Genomic DNA, 14,671 nt, shown 5'->3' with positions numbered 1-14,671 from the left:
AGGGGTTCGTCGGCGGCGGGTGAAACACCCTGCCGCCCTGCGACTCATCCAGTTCTACAGACCCCCCGCAGCCCTGGCAACGACCCCTCCTACTAGCGGCCCTCGCAGTCGGGCAGGAACGCTGCCCGGATGACGGTCTGCGCGGGACGTACGGGGACTACTACCCCGGTTCGTGTGTGACGTGGGTCCTGTGGGGCGGGTCACCGGGAAGGGGCCTGAATGTCACCTTCTGCATCCGTTCCATCCCTTTTGTGGGTGTGGTCCGGGCCACTTTCCACCCCCGAATCGAAGGTGGCGGCCGCATCGAACGCTGCTTTGCGAGTCGCCCGGCGCAGCGCCTTCAGCAGCGTGCCGCCGAGCGTGAGCGTCAGGACGACCGTCAGCGCCGCCCGCCCCAGGTCCCAGCCCACCGACGTCGCCAGGCAGTACGCGGCGAAGCGCGCGAGGTTCGCCGCGACCGGCTCGCCAGGGTGGAACGAGATCCCCTGCCCCATGCCCTGCAGGATCACCCAGCCCTGCAGGTTCATGACCGTGCCGTACGCGAACGAGCCCGCGAAGCCGTACGCCGCCAGCATCAGCAGCTCCGCCCGCCCCCGTATCCGCTCGGGACCGGGCAGCAGGCCGGCGCCCAGCGCGAACCAGCCCATGGCCAGCATCTGGAAGGGCATCCACGGCCCGACCCCGCCGGTCAGCAGGGCGGACGCGAACATCGTCACCGAGCCGAGCACGAAGCCGAAGCCGGGACCGAGCACGCGGCCGCTGAGCACCATCAGGAAGAACATGGGCTCCAGGCCGGCCGTGCCCGCGCCCAGCGGCCTCAGCGCCGCCCCGACCGCGGCCAGCACCCCGAGCATCGCCACCGCCTTGGCGTCCAGGCCGTCGTCGGCGATGGTCGCGACGACCACGGCGACGAGGAGCGGGAGCAGCGCGGCGAACAGCCACGGGGCGTCCTGGGAGTGGGCGAGGCCCGACTGGCGGTCGGCGAGGAGCGGCCAGCCGAAGGCCGCGATGCCGATGAGGGTGACCAGGACCAGGGCGACGGCGGCCCGGGGGCCGATGCGAACGGCTGCGCGGCTCATGCGGGGGCCGTCCCTCCGGGCGGGCCCGGGTCCGTCCACGGCGACAGGGCCTCGGCTACCTGGGCCACCGTGAGCCAGTGGTCCGGGGCGAGGATCTTCGCCACCTGGGGTGCGAAGGCGGGGGAGGAGACGACGACCTCGGCCGTCGGCCCGTCCGCGACGATCTCCCCGCCGGCCAGGATCACCACGCGGTGGGCCAGCTCGGCGGCCAGCTCCACGTCGTGCGTGGCCAGGACGATGGCGTGGCCCTCGGCCGCGAGCGCCCGCAGGATCTCGATCAGCCGGACCTTGGCGGCGTAGTCCAGGCCGCGGGTGGGCTCGTCGAGGAGCAGCAGCGCCGGCCGGCCGGTGAGGACCAGCGCCAGGGCCAGGGCCAGGCGCTGCCCCTCGGAGAGGTCCCGGGGATGGGTGTCGTCGGGTACGTCGGGGAGCAGCGCGGAGACCAGGTCCCGGCAGGTGCCCGGGGGCGCCGCCGCGTCCGAGTCGGCGGCGGCGCACTCGGCAGCGACCGTGTCGGCGTAGAGGAGGTCGCGGGGTTCCTGCGGGACGAGCCCGACACGGCGGACCATCTGCGCGGGGGCGGTCCTGTGCGGGGTCGCGCCGGCGACCGTGACGGAGCCGGTGGCGGGCTCGACCATGCCGGTCAGGGCGGCGAGGAGGGTGGACTTGCCGGCGCCGTTGCGCCCCATGAGGGCGATGGTCTCGCCGGGGGCCACCGACAGGTCGATGTCGCGGAGCACTTCGGCGCGGCCGCGCCGGACCCCGAGGCCCCAGGCCGTGGCGATGGCGCCGGGCTGCCGCTCCGCCGCGGGCGCGGACGCGGCCGGACTCCGGCGCAGCCTGGCCAGCAGGCCGGGGCGGGGGCCCTGCGGGCGGCTTCCCGGGGCCCGCCCCTTCCCGGAAGTGGGGTCCGGGGCGGAGTCCTGGGAAGCGGCGCCGCGGGCGGGCCCGGAACCCTGTGCCCCGGCGGTAGCCGAGAGGCGGGCTCGCAGCGGCGCAGCCGATCGGCGGGCGTCGCGGATCGAGAGGGGCAGCGGGGACCAGCCCGCCAGGCGGCCCAGGGCCACCACCGGGGGGTGGACCGGGGAGACGGACATGATCTCCGACGGGGTGCCCAGTACCGGAGCCGCGCCCGGGGAGGGCAGCAGGAGCACCTGGTCGGCGTACTGGACCACTCGTTCCAGCCGGTGCTCCGCCATCAGCACGGTCGTCCCCAGGTCGTGCACCAGCCGCTGGAGCACGCCCAGGACCTCCTCCGCCGCCGCCGGATCCAGGGCGGACGTCGGCTCGTCCAGGACCAGGACCTTCGGGTGCGGGGTCAGGACCGAGCCGATCGCGACCCGCTGCTGCTGGCCGCCGGAGAGGGTGGCGATGGGGCGGTCGCGCAGTTCGTTCAGGCCGAGGAGGTCGAGGGTCTCCTCGACCCGGCGGCGCATGACGGCGGGGGCCAGGCCCAGGGACTCCATGCCGTACGCCAGCTCGTCCTCCACCACGTCCGTCACGAAATGCGCGAGCGGGTCCTGGCCGACCGTGCCCACCACGTCCGCGAGCTCCCGCGGCTTGTGCGTCCGCGTGTCACGGCCCGCGACCGTCACCCGGCCCCGCAGCGTGCCCCCGGTGAAGTGCGGGACCAGCCCCGAGACCGCCCCGAGCAGAGTCGACTTGCCGACACCCGACGGGCCGACGAGGAGGGTCAGCTCCCCCTCCGGGACCACCAGGTCGGCGCCCTGCAGCGAGGGACCGGCCGCGCCCTCGTAGGTGACCGAGACCTGTTCGAAGCGGATCACGGGGACGCCTCCTTGGACGGTACGGGTGCCACGAAGGCGGGGAGCAGGCCGATCAGGATCGCGGCCGCCGGCCAGAGCGGCAGCACGGGCGCGACCAGCGGGACCACACCCGGATGCAGGGACCTGGGATCGACGGACCCCGCGAGGACCAGGAGCGCGGCGACGACCGCACCCGACCCGGCGACCAGCCAGGCACGCGGCCCCCAGCGGTCGGGCCGGTAGCGGGTCCGGACCGACCGGCGCCCGCCCAGGCGCAACCCCGCCAGGGCCAGGACCAGTCCGATGAACAGGACGGGCAGGCCGTACGCCGCGCCCTCGGCGGCGAGCAGCCCGTACGTTCCGGCGCACATGCCGAGCAGGCCGCCCAGGGTGAGGACGTTGGTGGTGTGCCGGACGGCGGGCGGCACCTGCGCGGTACGGCCGTACCCGCGGGCGTCCATCGACGCGGCGGTGGCCACGGAGCGCTCGAGGGCGCCCTCCAGGACGGGCAGGCCGATCTGGAGGACGGCCTTGATCCCGCCGGTGGGGCGGCCGCGCAGCCGGCGGGCGGTCCGCAGGCGGACGACGTCGGCGACCATGTTCGGCGCGAAGGTCATCGCGACGACCACGGCGACCCCCACCTCATACAGGGCGGCTGGGAGGGACTTCAGCAGCCGGGCCGGGTTGGCGAGGGCGTTCGCGGCGCCCACGCAGACGAGGAGGGCGGCCAGCTTCGCGCCGTCGTAGAAGGCGAAGACGAGCTGCTCGGCGGTCACCCTGCCGCCGAAGCGGATGCCCTGCGCCCAGGCGGGGAGGGGAACCTCCGGCAGGGTGAACAGGACGTGCGAGCCGGGGATGGGGGAGCCGAGGAGCATCGAGAAGAGCAGGCGCAGGCCGATGACGAACAGGCCGAGCTTGAGGAAGGCCCCGTAGGAACGGGCCCAGGGGGCGCTGGTGCGGCGGGCCGCGACGACGTAGCCGGCCACGCCGACGACCAGGCCGAGGAGGAGGGGGTTGGTCGTCCGCGAGGCGGCGGTGGCCAGGCCGAGGGCCCACAGCCACCAGGCTCCCGCGTGCAGGGCCGTCGCCCGGCCGGCGAGCGGTGCCTTCCAGCTTTTGGATTTGTACGTCGGCCCGGGCGCGGGATGCTGCGCCCCGGGCCGGCTCCGCCCGGTCGGCGGCGCGTCGCCGGGTGCGGCTCCGGTGGGGGTGCGCGTGGCCTCCGGCCGGCCCGGGTACGTCATCGGGTGCGGCGGCGGGACTGCCAGATGCCGGCCGCGGCCAGCGCGGCCAGCGCCGTGATGCCCGCCAGGAGGCCTGCCGACGGACCGCCGCCGTCGTCCGCCTTCGGCTGCGCCTTCGCCGCCGGGGCGGCCGGGGCGGCTGTGGCGGCCGGGGCGTCCGGCAGCGGCTCGCCGCAGCCCTGCTTCGGGTAGCCCGAGACCCCGCACAACAGCGCCGCGCTGTTGTAGCGCAGCGGCTTCGCGACCGATGCCAGCGCCTCGGCCGCCGTGGCCTCCGGGGCGACCTGCGCGCAGGCGGTGCGCGGCTCGGCCTGCGGCGGGGTCTCCCCCTCCGGGGCGTCCGCCGGCTCGCCGAAGTCGATGACCAGCGCCACCCGCTTGCGGCCCTCGGCCGCCGGCGTCGCCGCGCAGACCGCCGCGAAGTCGGCCGCAGCCCGCGGCCGGGCCGCCTCGGCCGCCGCGTCCTTGCTCACCGCGAAGCGGAAGCCCTGCACGGAGCCGTCCGCCGGGCGGGCCGTCGAGGGCCCGACCGAGGCGTACGCCCACGTACCGCCGGCGCCGTCCCAGAACGACCAGTAGCGGTAGCTCGAGGCCAGGGCCGGACCGGCGGCCAGCACGGCCAGGACCACGCCGAAGGCCAGGGCCAGGGCCAGGCGGAGAGAGGACCGGCGCAGGCGCATCAGAGCTGGTTCTTCTTGCGGCGGCCGCTCAGCAGGATGCCGATGCCCACGCCGGCCGCGGCGCCCGCTCCGATGATCCACCACACGCTCTGGCCGCCGGACGGCTTGTCCTGCTCGCCGTCCACCGTGGTCGCGGAGGTGTCCGCGCCCTGCGGGGCCGGGCCCGTCGCGTTCAGCGCGGCGACCAGGTCGGTACCGCCGAAGGACTTCGGGTCGGTGCCCGTCGCGTGCGCGGCCAGGACCAGCGTGCCGAGGGCCGCCGGGCTGTCCTTCGACCACTCCGCCGCGTTGGCCTTGAGCCACTCCAGTGCGCCCGCCGCCGACTGCTTGTGCCCGGCCGCGGCCAGGGCGATCACCGCGTCGGCGGTGTTGCCCGTGTCCGGGGCCGGCTGGTCCGAGCCGGGGGTCACGGCCGTGAGGTGGCCGTCCTTCTTGAGGGCCCCGGCCAGGTATCCGGCCGCGCCCTGGGCGGCGGCCACCGGGTCCGCCGGGTCCGCCGCCGGGCAGACCAGCGCGGCCGCCGGGGTGTCCGAGGTGGACGGCACGACGGCGGTGCCCTTGCCGAGGCCGGCCAGGGTCGCGGCGGCCGTGGCGTCGGCGTTCGCGAGGAGCTTGCCGTTGACGGGCTGGAAGGCGAAGGCGCCCCGGTCGGCGGCCGGCTCGGCGGAGCAGCCCAGCTGGAAGGAGAGCAGCGCCGCGTACGCCGACTTGCCCGCCTTCGACGTGACCTCGGCCGGCTTCTCGCCGGCCGCCGCCAGGGCGCTGATCACGATGCCGGTCGAGTTGGCGTCCGTACCGGTGTCCATGGCGCCGCCGGGGTTGCTGCTCCAGCCGCCGTCCTCGTTCTGTACGGACTTCAGCCAGCCGACGGCCTTCTTCACCGTCTCCTCGTGGCCGCCGAGCGCGGCCAGCGCCTGCACGGCGGCCGCGGTGGCGTTGGAGTCGATGTACGTCGAGGCGTCGCAGGCCTTGGCGGTGTCCGCGCGGAAGGAAGGGAAGGAGCCGTTTGCGCACTGCTGGCCGGTCAGCCAGTCCACGGCCTGCGCGGCGGGCTTGACGCCGACGGTGTCCTGCGCGAGCAGCGCGAAGGACTGCCGCCACACGCCGTCGTACGTCGGGTCCTTCTTGCCGTAGAGCCCGGAGGGGATCACCGGCGGCGCGGAGGGGGAGGCGGGCGGCGCGGTGTCGGCGAGGGCTGCGGGGGCGGCGCCCGCACAGAGCACGGCGGAGGCGGCGAGCGCGGCTGCGCTGCGGCGGACGTTCATGGGGCGGGTGCCTCTCCTGCTGGGGAACCGGAGGCAGGCACGCGCGGGCACCGGGCTCCGGCTCCGTATACCTCGACGGTGCCGGCCGCCGGAGGCCCCGGCGGCACGAGCCGCGCACCTCCGGTACGGGGCATTCCGACTCCCTGCCGCCGGGCGGTGCCGGGGCGGGTCACGGTTGCGGGTCAGTGCCGGAATTGCACCGGCTTTCCCCCGTACGGAAGTGTGGACGACGGGTTCACTCTACCGGCCCGTAGGACACGGCCCCCGGGCAGCGGCCCGGCCCTGCGCCGCCCCGGTACGTGCCCTGCAGCCCTCCGACGCGTGCCCTACAGCGCCCGGTAGGTCACCGGGTCGCTGCCCGGGACCGGCTCCGCGCGGCCCTGTTTCACCAACCGCCGCAGGTGGGCCTCGGCTTCGGAGACGGCGATGTTGCGGGAGCCGTACGGGATCTGCTCCCAGGGCCGGTTCCACTCCATGCGCTCCGCCAGCCCCCACGGGGTCAGCGGCTCGGCCAGCAGCGCCCACAGGCCGGTCAGGCGTTCCTCGTGGTGCTCGAGGAGTTCCCGTACGCGGGCGGGGGCGTCGGTGAACGCGTGCTGGTGGGCCGGGAGGACTTCGGCCGGCTCGAGGCGGCCGATGCGTTCGAGGGAGTCGAGGTAGTCGCCGAGGGGGTCGGTGGCGCGGGTGACGCCGTTCTCGTCCGGGGCTTCGTACAGGCCGATGTGCGGGGAGATCCCGGGCAGCAGGTGGTCGCCGGAGAAGAGGCGGCCGTTGCCGGGCAGGTTCCCCGGATGGGCTTCCTCCAGGTGCAGGCAGACATGGCCGGGGGTGTGGCCGGGGGTCCAGATTGCGCGCAGCCGGCGTCCGGCGAGGGGGAGCAGCTCGGCGGGAACGATCTCCCGGTCGGGGACGGCGGCGCGCAGGCCGGGCAGCGTGCGCAGGCGGCCGCTCGCGCGGGCGGTGCGCAGCGGGGCGATGTGCTCCTCGGGCGCTCCGGCGGCCGCGAGTTTCTCGCTCATGTAGTCGAACCAGACGCCGGGCTCGGCGGCCCGGGTCCGTACGACGACCTCGGTATCGGCCGCGTGCATGGCGATCCAGGCGCCGGAGGCCGCCCGGACCCGGCCGGACAGGCCGTGGTGGTCGGGGTGGTGGTGGGTGATGACGACGCCGTGGACGTCGGCGACGTCGGTGCCGAGGGCGGCGAGGCCGGCGACGAGGGTGTCCCAGGAGGCGGGGTCGTCCCAGCCGGTGTCGACGAGGACCGGTCCGCGGTCGGTGTCGAGGACGTGGACGAGGGTGTGGCCGAGCGGGTTGTCGGGGATGGGCACCTTGATCGCCCACACCCCTCCGCCGTGATCGGTGACGTGTGGCGTGTCCTGTGGCATGTCCTGTGGCATGTCGTGCGGCACGAGCCCTCCCCCTGTCGCCGCCCTCTGAGTGAGAACGTGTTCCAGTAGTAGCCCAAGTCGACCATCTGTAGGGGATTCTGACTAGCCGTTGGATCTTCTCCGTTGTTCCGTCCTGGCCGTGGACTCCTCTAACTAGAACTGGTATCAGTTCTGCAACGCCAAGCCGCAGGAGGCCTCAGCCATGACCGAGCTCGTGGAACACGGACAACTGTTCATCGGCGGGGAGTGGACGGATCCGCTGGGCACCGACACGATCCGGATCGTCTCCCCCCACACCGAGCAGGTCATCGGCTCCGTCCCGCACGCCTCCCGGGGGGACGTGGACCGCGCCGTGGCCGCCGCCCGCCGGGCCTTCGACGAGGGGCCCTGGCCGCGGATGGCCCTCGAGGAGCGCATCGCCGTCGTCACCCGCATCAAGGACGCCATCGCCGTCCGGCACGAGGAGATCGCCCGCTCGATCAGCTCCCAGAACGGATCCCCCTACTCCTGGAGCGTCCTGGCCCAGGCGCTCGGCCCGATGATGGTCTACGACGCCGCGATCACCGTCGCCCGCGCCTACCCGTACGAGGAGCACCGCCAGGGCGTCCTCGGTCCGATCCTGGTGCGCCGCGAACCGGTCGGGGTCGTCGCGGCCGTCATCCCGTGGAACGTGCCGCAGTTCGTCGCGGCGGCCAAGCTCGCACCCGCGCTGCTCAGCGGCTCCACCGTCATCCTGAAGCCCTCCCCGGAGTCCCCCCTCGACTCCTACATCCTCGCCGACATCGCGCGCGAGGCCGGGGTGCCGGAGGGCGTGCTGTCGATCCTGCCCGCGGACCGCGAGGTCAGCGAGTACCTGGTCGGCCACCCGGGCATCGACAAGGTCGCCTTCACCGGCTCGGTCGCCGCGGGCAGGCGCGTGATGGAGGTCGCCGCGCGCAACCTCACCCGGGTCACCCTCGAACTCGGCGGCAAGTCGGCCGCCGTGATCCTGCCGGACGCCGACCTGGACACCACGGTGGCCGGGATCGTCCCCGCGGCCTGGATGAACAACGGCCAGGCCTGCGTGGCCCAGACCCGCATCCTCGTCCCGCGCAGCCGGTACGAGGAGACGGCCGAGGCCCTCGCGGCGGCGGCCGGCGCCCTGGTCGTCGGCGACCCGCTGGACCCGGCGACGCAGCTCGGCCCCCTCGTCGCCCAGCGGCAGCAGCAGCGGTCCCTGGACTACATCCGGATCGGCCAGGAGGAGGGCGCGAAGATCCTGTCGGGCGGCGGCCGCCCGGCGGGCCTGGACCGCGGCTGGTACGTGGAGCCCACCCTCTTCGGAGACGTGGACAACTCCATGCGGATCGCCCGCGAGGAGATCTTCGGCCCGGTCGTCTGCCTGATCCCGTACGGGGACGAGGCGGAGGCGGTACGGGTGGCCAACGACTCGGAGTTCGGCCTGAGCGGCAGCGTCTGGACGGCCGACGTGGACCACGGCATCGACTTCGCCCGGCAGATCCGCACCGGCACCTTCAACGTCAACACCTTCAGCCTCGACATGCTGGGCCCGTTCGGCGGCTACAAGAACAGCGGCCTGGGCCGGGAATTCGGCCCCGAGGGCCTGAGCGAGTACCTGGAGCACAAGATGATCCACCTCCCGGCGGGTTACGAGGCGGGTGCCTGATGGGAGACCGCTGGCAGGTCGAGGTGGACCGGAGCGTCTGCATCGGCTCGGGCATGTGCGTCAACCACGCCCCGGACGGCTTCGTCCTCGACTCGGCCCGCCAGTCCCACCCCCGCACCCCGGAGTCGGACGCGAACGAGCCGGTCCTGACGGCGGCGGAGGGCTGCCCGGTCGAAGCCATCCTGATCACCCTGGCTGCGACGGGCGAACCGGTGTTCCCTCCGGAGGAGTAGGCGGGGGGCGGGGTGTTGGGGGGCGGGGGCTTCGGGGGGCCTGATGCCCTCAAGGCTCATCAGGGAGGGTTTGGGGGTTTCCCGTCAGTCCCACTGTCTCTCCGGGTCGGGCCGGCCTGTCAAGGGCGCTCCCTTCGGTCGCGTCGCTGCGCGATGGCCTTCGGCCACCCTTGACAGGCCGTCCCGCCCCGGAAAGCCAAGGACTGTCGGGAAGCCCCCAAAAGAACGGTCCACTGGTTCACGATCACGGGCAGGGGGCATCAGCGATGCAAGGCCTGGGCACGGGTGGCACACCCCCACCCGGGCCGACCGGAAACCGAAGCCGAGGCGCTGGGCCGACATGCGCGTCCGATCGCTACGCGCTCCTCAGGTTTCAGCGTCCGGCGGCCGTCTGGGCCACTACCCGCACCAGAGGGTGAAGAGAAGCCCCGGGGAGCGGTGGGCGCACCAGATCGCTACGCGCTCCTCACTTCTCGGCGTCCGACGGCCGTCTGGGGCTGGACATAGGCCGCCCACGGTCGCCACGGATGCCCCCTCACGCGACAGCGGCCGGTTTGCCCCAATTTATTCGCGAGGGGGAGGTGAATGGATCAGTTGACGGAGTCTGATGGCGGAAATACCGGCGTCAGACTCCGGTAGGGAGCTTCCTGCGCCCTCAACCGCCCGCAGGGGGCGAGGAGGGAGGCAAAGGCGCCCCCTCCGGTGCGGGTTGGACCACAGACGGCCGCCGGACGCCGAGATGAGAGGAGCGCGTAGCGATCTGACGCGCCCATCCCCTCCCCGGGGGCTTCTCGTCGACTTCTGGTGCGGGTAGGGGCACAGACGGCCGTCGGACGCTGAGACGTGAGGAGCGCGTAGCGATCTGGCGCGCATGTCGGCCCAGCGCCCCGCCCCCGGCTTTCCGGCTGGCCCGGGTGGGGATGGGCCACCCGTGGCCAGGCCCTGGATCCCTGATCGCCCCTGCCCGTGATCGTGAACCAGTGGACCGTTCTTTTGGGGGCTTCCCGACAGTCCTTGGCCTTCCGGGGCGGGACGGCCTGTCAAGGGTGGAGCGCAGCGACATCGCGCAGCGACGCGACGAAGGAGCGCCCTTGACAGGCCGGCCCGACCCGGAGAGACAGTGGGACTGACGGGAAACCCCCAAACCCTCCCTGATGAGCCCCCAGGGCATCAGGCCCCCGAAGCCCCCGGCCCCACCGTCAGGTTCAGGCCCTTTCGGAGACCGGGCCCGGGGCCGGGGCCCGCGTCGCCTCGGGGGCCGTCAGGGTGATCAGGCGGCAGACCGTTTCGATGTCGATCTTGACCTGGGCGATCGAGGCGCGGCCCGACAGCCAGGTGATCAGGGCCGAGTGCCAGGTGTGCTCGATGACGCGGACCGCCGAGAGCTGTTCGGCCGTCGGCGGGGCGTCCAGGCCCATCGCGTCCAGGATGATCGCCGTGGTCAGCCGGGACACGGTGTCCACCTCGGGGCTCACGCTGCGGTCCGCGAAGGTGAGGGCCCTGACCATGGCGTCCGCGAGGTGCGGTTCGCGCTGGAGGGCGCGGAAGGCGCGCATCAGGGTTTCCGCGACCCGCGCCGCGGGGTCGTCGCCGGCCGGGGGGCGCTTGCGCAGGGTGGTGTGCATGTGCTGGAGCTGGTCCTGCATGGTGGCGACCAGCAGGTGCACCTTGGACGGGAAGTACCGGTAGAGGGTGCCCAGCGCCACGCTGGAGGACTCCGCGACCTCGCGCATCTGGACCGCGTCGAAGCCGCCCCGGCTGGCCAGCTGGGCGCTGGCGTGCAGGATCCGGCGGCGGCGCGCCTCCTGGCGCTCCGTCAGGGGAGGCGACGCCGGTGTGGTGACGGCCTTCACTTCCGCTGTCATGTGTCCCGTTGTCCCGTTCCGTGTCGTTGCGCGAGCTGATTCCGGGCTGGTCGGGAGTCAGCATGGCAGGCGCCGCAGTCGTGGCGCGAATCACCTGCTCCGCCTCTTACGGTGTAGTTTCCGGCCGGTAGATTCAATGGTCTTCAACGGATCAAGTCTGAAACTTGTTCTACATTATCCGAGCGGTTACGCTCCGGCGAAAGTTGCAGGCAGAAGGGGGCCGAGAGTGACCGCTGAGGCCATGGTGACGAGCCCTTTCGCGGGTTCCGCCACCGACGGCGACCGCCCGTTGCGCATCGCACTCCTCACCTATAAGGGGAACCCGTTCTGCGGCGGTCAGGGCGTCTACGTCCGCCACCTCTCGCGCGAGCTCGTACGCCTGGGACACTCCGTCGAGGTCATCGGCGCGCAGCCCTACCCGGTGCTCGACACGGGCGCCACCCTCACCGAGCTCCCGAGCCTGGACCTCTACCGGCAGCCCGACCCCTTCCGGACCCCCAAGCGCGACGAGTTCCGGGACTGGATCGACGCCCTCGAGGTCGCCACCATGTGGACCGGCGGTTTCCCCGAGCCGCTGACGTTCTCCCTGCGGGCCCGGCGCCATCTCGCCGCCCGCGCCGGTGAGTTCGACGTCGTCCACGACAACCAGACCCTGGGGTACGGGCTCCTGGGAGACCTCGGGGCGCCGCTGGTCACCACCATCCACCACCCCATCACCGTGGACCGGCAGCTCGACCTCGACGCCGCGACGGACCGCAAGAAGCGGGCCTCCGTACGCCGCTGGTACGCCTTCACCCGCATGCAGGGCCGCGTCGCCCGCCGGCTGCCCTCCGTGCTCACCGTCTCCGGCTCCTCCAAGGAGGAGATCGCCCAGCACCTGGGCGTCCAGGACGAGCGCATCCACGTCGTGCACATCGGCGCCGACACCGACCTGTGGTCGCCGGACGCCTCCGTGGCCGAGGTGCCCGGCCGCATCGTCACCACCTCCAGCGCCGACGTGCCGCTCAAGGGGCTCGTGCACCTCGTCGAGGCGCTCGCGAAGCTGCGTACCGAGCAGCCCGACGCCCACCTCGTCGTCGTGGGCAAGCGCGCCGAGCGGGGGCCGGTCGCCCGCGCCATCGAGTCGTACGGGCTCGCCGACGCGGTCCGGTTCGTCAAGGGCGTCACCGACGCCGAGCTCGTCGACCTCGTCCGCAGCGCCCAGGTCGCCTGCGTGCCTTCCCTGTACGAGGGTTTCTCGCTCCCGGCCGCCGAGGCCATGGCCACCGGTACCCCGCTCGTCGCCACCACGGGCGGTGCGATCCCGGAGGTCGCCGGCCCCGACGGCGAGACCTGCCTGGCGGTACCCCCCGGTGACGCGGGAGCCCTGGCCGCGGCCCTCGGCCGGATGCTGGGCGACCCGCAGCTGCGCGCACGCCTCGGCGCCGCCGGACGCGAACGGGTCCTGTCCCGCTTCACCTGGGCCAAGGCCGCCGAGGGCACCGCCGCGCACTACCGCGCGGCCATCGCGCAGGCAGCCGCCCGTACCCGCCGCCCGCGGTGACGCACCACCGGACTCCGCTCCACTTGCTCGCCCCGCTCCATCCGCTCCCCCCGCTTCCTCCCCTTCCTCCTCACCACCCCCGCGACCGCGAAGGCAGGACCCCGTGCTGACCGTCGATTTCTCCCGGTTCCCGCTCGCCGCAGGCGACCGCGTGCTCGACCTGGGCTGCGGCGCAGGCCGGCACGCCTTCGAGTGCTACCGGCGAGGCGCCCAGGTGGTCGCCGTCGACCGCAACGGCGAGGAGATCCGCGAGGTCGCCAAGTGGTTCGCCGCGATGAAGGAAGCCGGAGAGGCCCCGGCCGGCGCCACCGCCACCGCCATGGAGGGCGACGCCCTCGCCCTGCCCTTCCCCGACGAGTCCTTCGACGTCGTCATCATCTCCGAGGTGATGGAGCACATCCCCGACGACAAGGGCGTGCTCGCCGAGATGGTCCGCGTCCTCAAGCCGGGCGGCCGCATCGCCGTCACCGTCCCGCGCTACGGCCCCGAGAAGATCTGCTGGGCGCTCTCCGACGCCTACCACGAGGTCGAGGGCGGCCACATCCGCATCTACAAGGCGGACGAACTGCTCGGCAAGATGGAGGCCGCGGGCCTCGAGCCGTACGGCACCCACCACGCGCACGGGCTGCACTCGCCGTACTGGTGGCTCAAGTGCGCCTTCGGCGTCGACAACGACCAGGCGCTGCCCGTCAAGGCGTACCACAAGCTCCTGGTGTGGGACATCATGAAGAAGCCCGCGCTCACCCGCCTCGCGGAGCAGGCCCTCAACCCGGTCATCGGCAAGAGCTTCGTGGCGTACGCGACCAAGCCGCACCTTCCGGTCCTCGAGGACGGCGACGCGAAGTGAGCTCGCCCGGGCGCACCGAACACCTCGTTCTGGACGGGGTGCTGACCGCCGAGCAGGCCGCCGAGACCGTGGCGGGCATCCTCGCCGCGCAGCGGGCCGACGGGGCCATCCCGTGGTTCCGCGGCCACCACCTCGACCCGTGGGACCACACCGAGGCCGCGATGGCCCTGGACGTGGCCGGTGAACACGAGGCCGCCGAGCGGGCGTACGCCTGGCTGGCCCGGCACCAGAACCAGGACGGCTCCTGGTACGCGGCCTACGCCGACCGGCCGGACGGCGTGGACACCGCCGAGCCGCAGGACGCGAGCCGGGAGAGCAACTTCACGGCGTACATAGCCGTCGGCGTCTGGCACCACTACCTGTCCACCGGCGACGACGCCTTCCTGGACCGCATGTGGCCGGCCGTCTACGCGGCCGTGGAGTGCGTGCTCACCCTCCAGCAGCCCGGCGGCGAGATCGGCTGGAAGCGGGAGGCCGACGGCACGCCCGTCACCGACGCCCTGCTGACCGGCTCCTCCTCCATCCACCAGGCCCTGCGCTGCGCGCTGGCCATCGCCGAGCACCGCGAGGAGCCGCAGCCCGACTGGGAACTCGCGGCGGGCGCGCTGCGCCACGCCATCCGCCGGCACCCCGAGCGGTTCCTCGACAAGAACCACTACTCGATGGACTGGTACTACCCGGTCCTCGGCGGAGCGCTGACCGGCGACGAGGCCAGGGCGCGCATCGCGGAGCGCTGGGACGAGTTCGTCGTCGCGGACCTGGGGGTGCGCTGCGTCCTGCCGAACCCGTGGGTGACCGGCGGCGAGTCCTGCGAGCTGGCGCTCGCGCTGTGGGCGACGGGCGAGTCGGACCGGGCGCTGGAGATCCTGCGCTCGATCACGCACCTGCGCGCCGACAACGGGATGTACTGGACGGGGTACGTGTTCGAGGACGAGGCGGTGTGGCCGGTGGAGCAGACCACCTGGACCGCCGGGTCGCTGCTGCTCGCCGTCGCGGCGCTGGGCGGCGACGAGGCCACCACCGACGTGTTCGGCGGGGCCTCGCTCCCGGCCGGGCTCGAGCCCGACTGCTGTGGTCTGCGGGAGACTTCCTAGG

12 protein-coding genes are annotated in these 14,671 nt (G+C 73.5%); 5 read left to right on the top strand and 7 right to left on the bottom strand.

Going from position 1 to position 14,671, the window contains the following annotated elements; all coding sequences use genetic code 11:
- Positions 1 to 200: 200 nt before the first annotated feature.
- From ACZ6I1_RS28545 to ACZ6I1_RS28520, 6 genes are all read right to left on the bottom strand, one after another.
- A complete protein-coding gene (locus ACZ6I1_RS28545) occupies positions 201 to 1,079 on the bottom strand; it encodes an ECF transporter S component (RefSeq protein ID WP_469291793.1) in 879 nt (292 codons plus the stop codon).
- Positions 1,076 to 2,866, bottom strand: a complete 1,791-nt coding sequence (locus tag ACZ6I1_RS28540; protein WP_469291792.1) for an ABC transporter ATP-binding protein — start codon at positions 2,864 to 2,866, stop codon at positions 1,076 to 1,078. Before ACZ6I1_RS28540 ends, ACZ6I1_RS28545 begins: the two co-directional genes overlap by 4 nt.
- Positions 2,863 to 4,089 carry an energy-coupling factor transporter transmembrane component T gene (locus tag ACZ6I1_RS28535; protein ID WP_469291791.1) on the bottom strand — a complete coding sequence of 409 codons (1,227 nt, stop codon included), beginning with the start codon at positions 4,087 to 4,089 and terminating at the stop codon, positions 2,863 to 2,865. Before ACZ6I1_RS28535 ends, ACZ6I1_RS28540 begins: the two co-directional genes overlap by 4 nt.
- Positions 4,086 to 4,769: an SCO2322 family protein gene (locus tag ACZ6I1_RS28530; RefSeq protein ID WP_469291790.1), complete on the bottom strand. Its 684-nt coding sequence runs from the start codon at positions 4,767 to 4,769 to the stop codon at positions 4,086 to 4,088. The genes ACZ6I1_RS28535 and ACZ6I1_RS28530 overlap by 4 nt, the downstream gene beginning before the upstream one ends.
- The gene (locus tag ACZ6I1_RS28525; protein ID WP_469291789.1) at positions 4,769 to 6,034 is read right to left on the bottom strand and encodes a prenyltransferase/squalene oxidase repeat-containing protein; all 1,266 of its coding nucleotides are present in this window, start codon (positions 6,032 to 6,034) and stop codon (positions 4,769 to 4,771) included. Before ACZ6I1_RS28525 ends, ACZ6I1_RS28530 begins: the two co-directional genes overlap by 1 nt.
- 326 nt (positions 6,035 to 6,360) lie before the next feature.
- A complete protein-coding gene (locus ACZ6I1_RS28520; protein ID WP_469291788.1) occupies positions 6,361 to 7,419 on the bottom strand; it encodes an MBL fold metallo-hydrolase in 1,059 nt (352 codons plus the stop codon).
- A gap of 205 nt (positions 7,420 to 7,624) precedes the next feature.
- On the opposite strand from ACZ6I1_RS28520, the gene ACZ6I1_RS28515 reads away from it, so the two are divergent.
- Together ACZ6I1_RS28515 and ACZ6I1_RS28510 are read left to right on the top strand one after the other, a co-directional pair.
- Complete coding sequence (locus ACZ6I1_RS28515) at positions 7,625 to 9,088, top strand: aldehyde dehydrogenase (RefSeq protein ID WP_469291787.1); 1,464 nt, start codon at positions 7,625 to 7,627, stop codon at positions 9,086 to 9,088.
- A complete protein-coding gene (locus ACZ6I1_RS28510) occupies positions 9,088 to 9,321 on the top strand; it encodes a ferredoxin (RefSeq protein WP_469291786.1) in 234 nt (77 codons plus the stop codon). Before ACZ6I1_RS28515 ends, ACZ6I1_RS28510 begins: the two co-directional genes overlap by 1 nt.
- A gap of 1,205 nt (positions 9,322 to 10,526) precedes the next feature.
- Here the strand turns inward: ACZ6I1_RS28510 and ACZ6I1_RS28505 are convergent.
- Positions 10,527 to 11,186 carry a TetR family transcriptional regulator gene (locus tag ACZ6I1_RS28505; RefSeq protein WP_469291785.1) on the bottom strand — a complete coding sequence of 220 codons (660 nt, stop codon included), beginning with the start codon at positions 11,184 to 11,186 and terminating at the stop codon, positions 10,527 to 10,529.
- A gap of 226 nt (positions 11,187 to 11,412) precedes the next feature.
- On the opposite strand from ACZ6I1_RS28505, the gene ACZ6I1_RS28500 reads away from it, so the two are divergent.
- The 3 genes from ACZ6I1_RS28500 (at position 11,413) to ACZ6I1_RS28490 (ending at position 14,670) form a co-directional block, all read left to right on the top strand.
- On the top strand, positions 11,413 to 12,729 hold the full coding sequence (locus ACZ6I1_RS28500) for a glycosyltransferase family 4 protein (RefSeq protein WP_469291784.1): 1,317 nt from the start codon (positions 11,413 to 11,415) through the stop codon (positions 12,727 to 12,729).
- Between the two features lie 103 nt (positions 12,730 to 12,832).
- A complete protein-coding gene (locus ACZ6I1_RS28495; protein WP_469291783.1) occupies positions 12,833 to 13,576 on the top strand; it encodes a class I SAM-dependent methyltransferase in 744 nt (247 codons plus the stop codon).
- Positions 13,573 to 14,670: a prenyltransferase/squalene oxidase repeat-containing protein gene (locus ACZ6I1_RS28490; protein WP_469291782.1), complete on the top strand. Its 1,098-nt coding sequence runs from the start codon at positions 13,573 to 13,575 to the stop codon at positions 14,668 to 14,670. Before ACZ6I1_RS28495 ends, ACZ6I1_RS28490 begins: the two co-directional genes overlap by 4 nt.
- Position 14,671 lies beyond the last annotated feature (1 nt).

It is taken from the genome of Streptomyces sp. NPDC046303 (genome assembly GCF_055588085.1).
This window is presented reverse-complemented; position numbering and strand designations above follow the sequence as displayed.

Coding starts and splice junctions, on each gene's coding strand:
- ACZ6I1_RS28520 (WP_469291788.1), bottom strand. CDS start 7,419: ATGCCACAGGACACGCCACACGTCACCGATCACGGCGGAGGGGTGTGG.
- ACZ6I1_RS28510 (WP_469291786.1), top strand. CDS start 9,088: ATGGGAGACCGCTGGCAGGTCGAGGTGGACCGGAGCGTCTGCATCGGC.
- ACZ6I1_RS28515 (WP_469291787.1), top strand. CDS start 7,625: ATGACCGAGCTCGTGGAACACGGACAACTGTTCATCGGCGGGGAGTGG.
- ACZ6I1_RS28505 (WP_469291785.1), bottom strand. CDS start 11,186: ATGACAGCGGAAGTGAAGGCCGTCACCACACCGGCGTCGCCTCCCCTG.
- ACZ6I1_RS28525 (WP_469291789.1), bottom strand. CDS start 6,034: ATGAACGTCCGCCGCAGCGCAGCCGCGCTCGCCGCCTCCGCCGTGCTC.
- ACZ6I1_RS28545 (WP_469291793.1), bottom strand. CDS start 1,079: ATGAGCCGCGCAGCCGTTCGCATCGGCCCCCGGGCCGCCGTCGCCCTG.
- ACZ6I1_RS28535 (WP_469291791.1), bottom strand. CDS start 4,089: ATGACGTACCCGGGCCGGCCGGAGGCCACGCGCACCCCCACCGGAGCC.
- ACZ6I1_RS28530 (WP_469291790.1), bottom strand. CDS start 4,769: ATGCGCCTGCGCCGGTCCTCTCTCCGCCTGGCCCTGGCCCTGGCCTTC.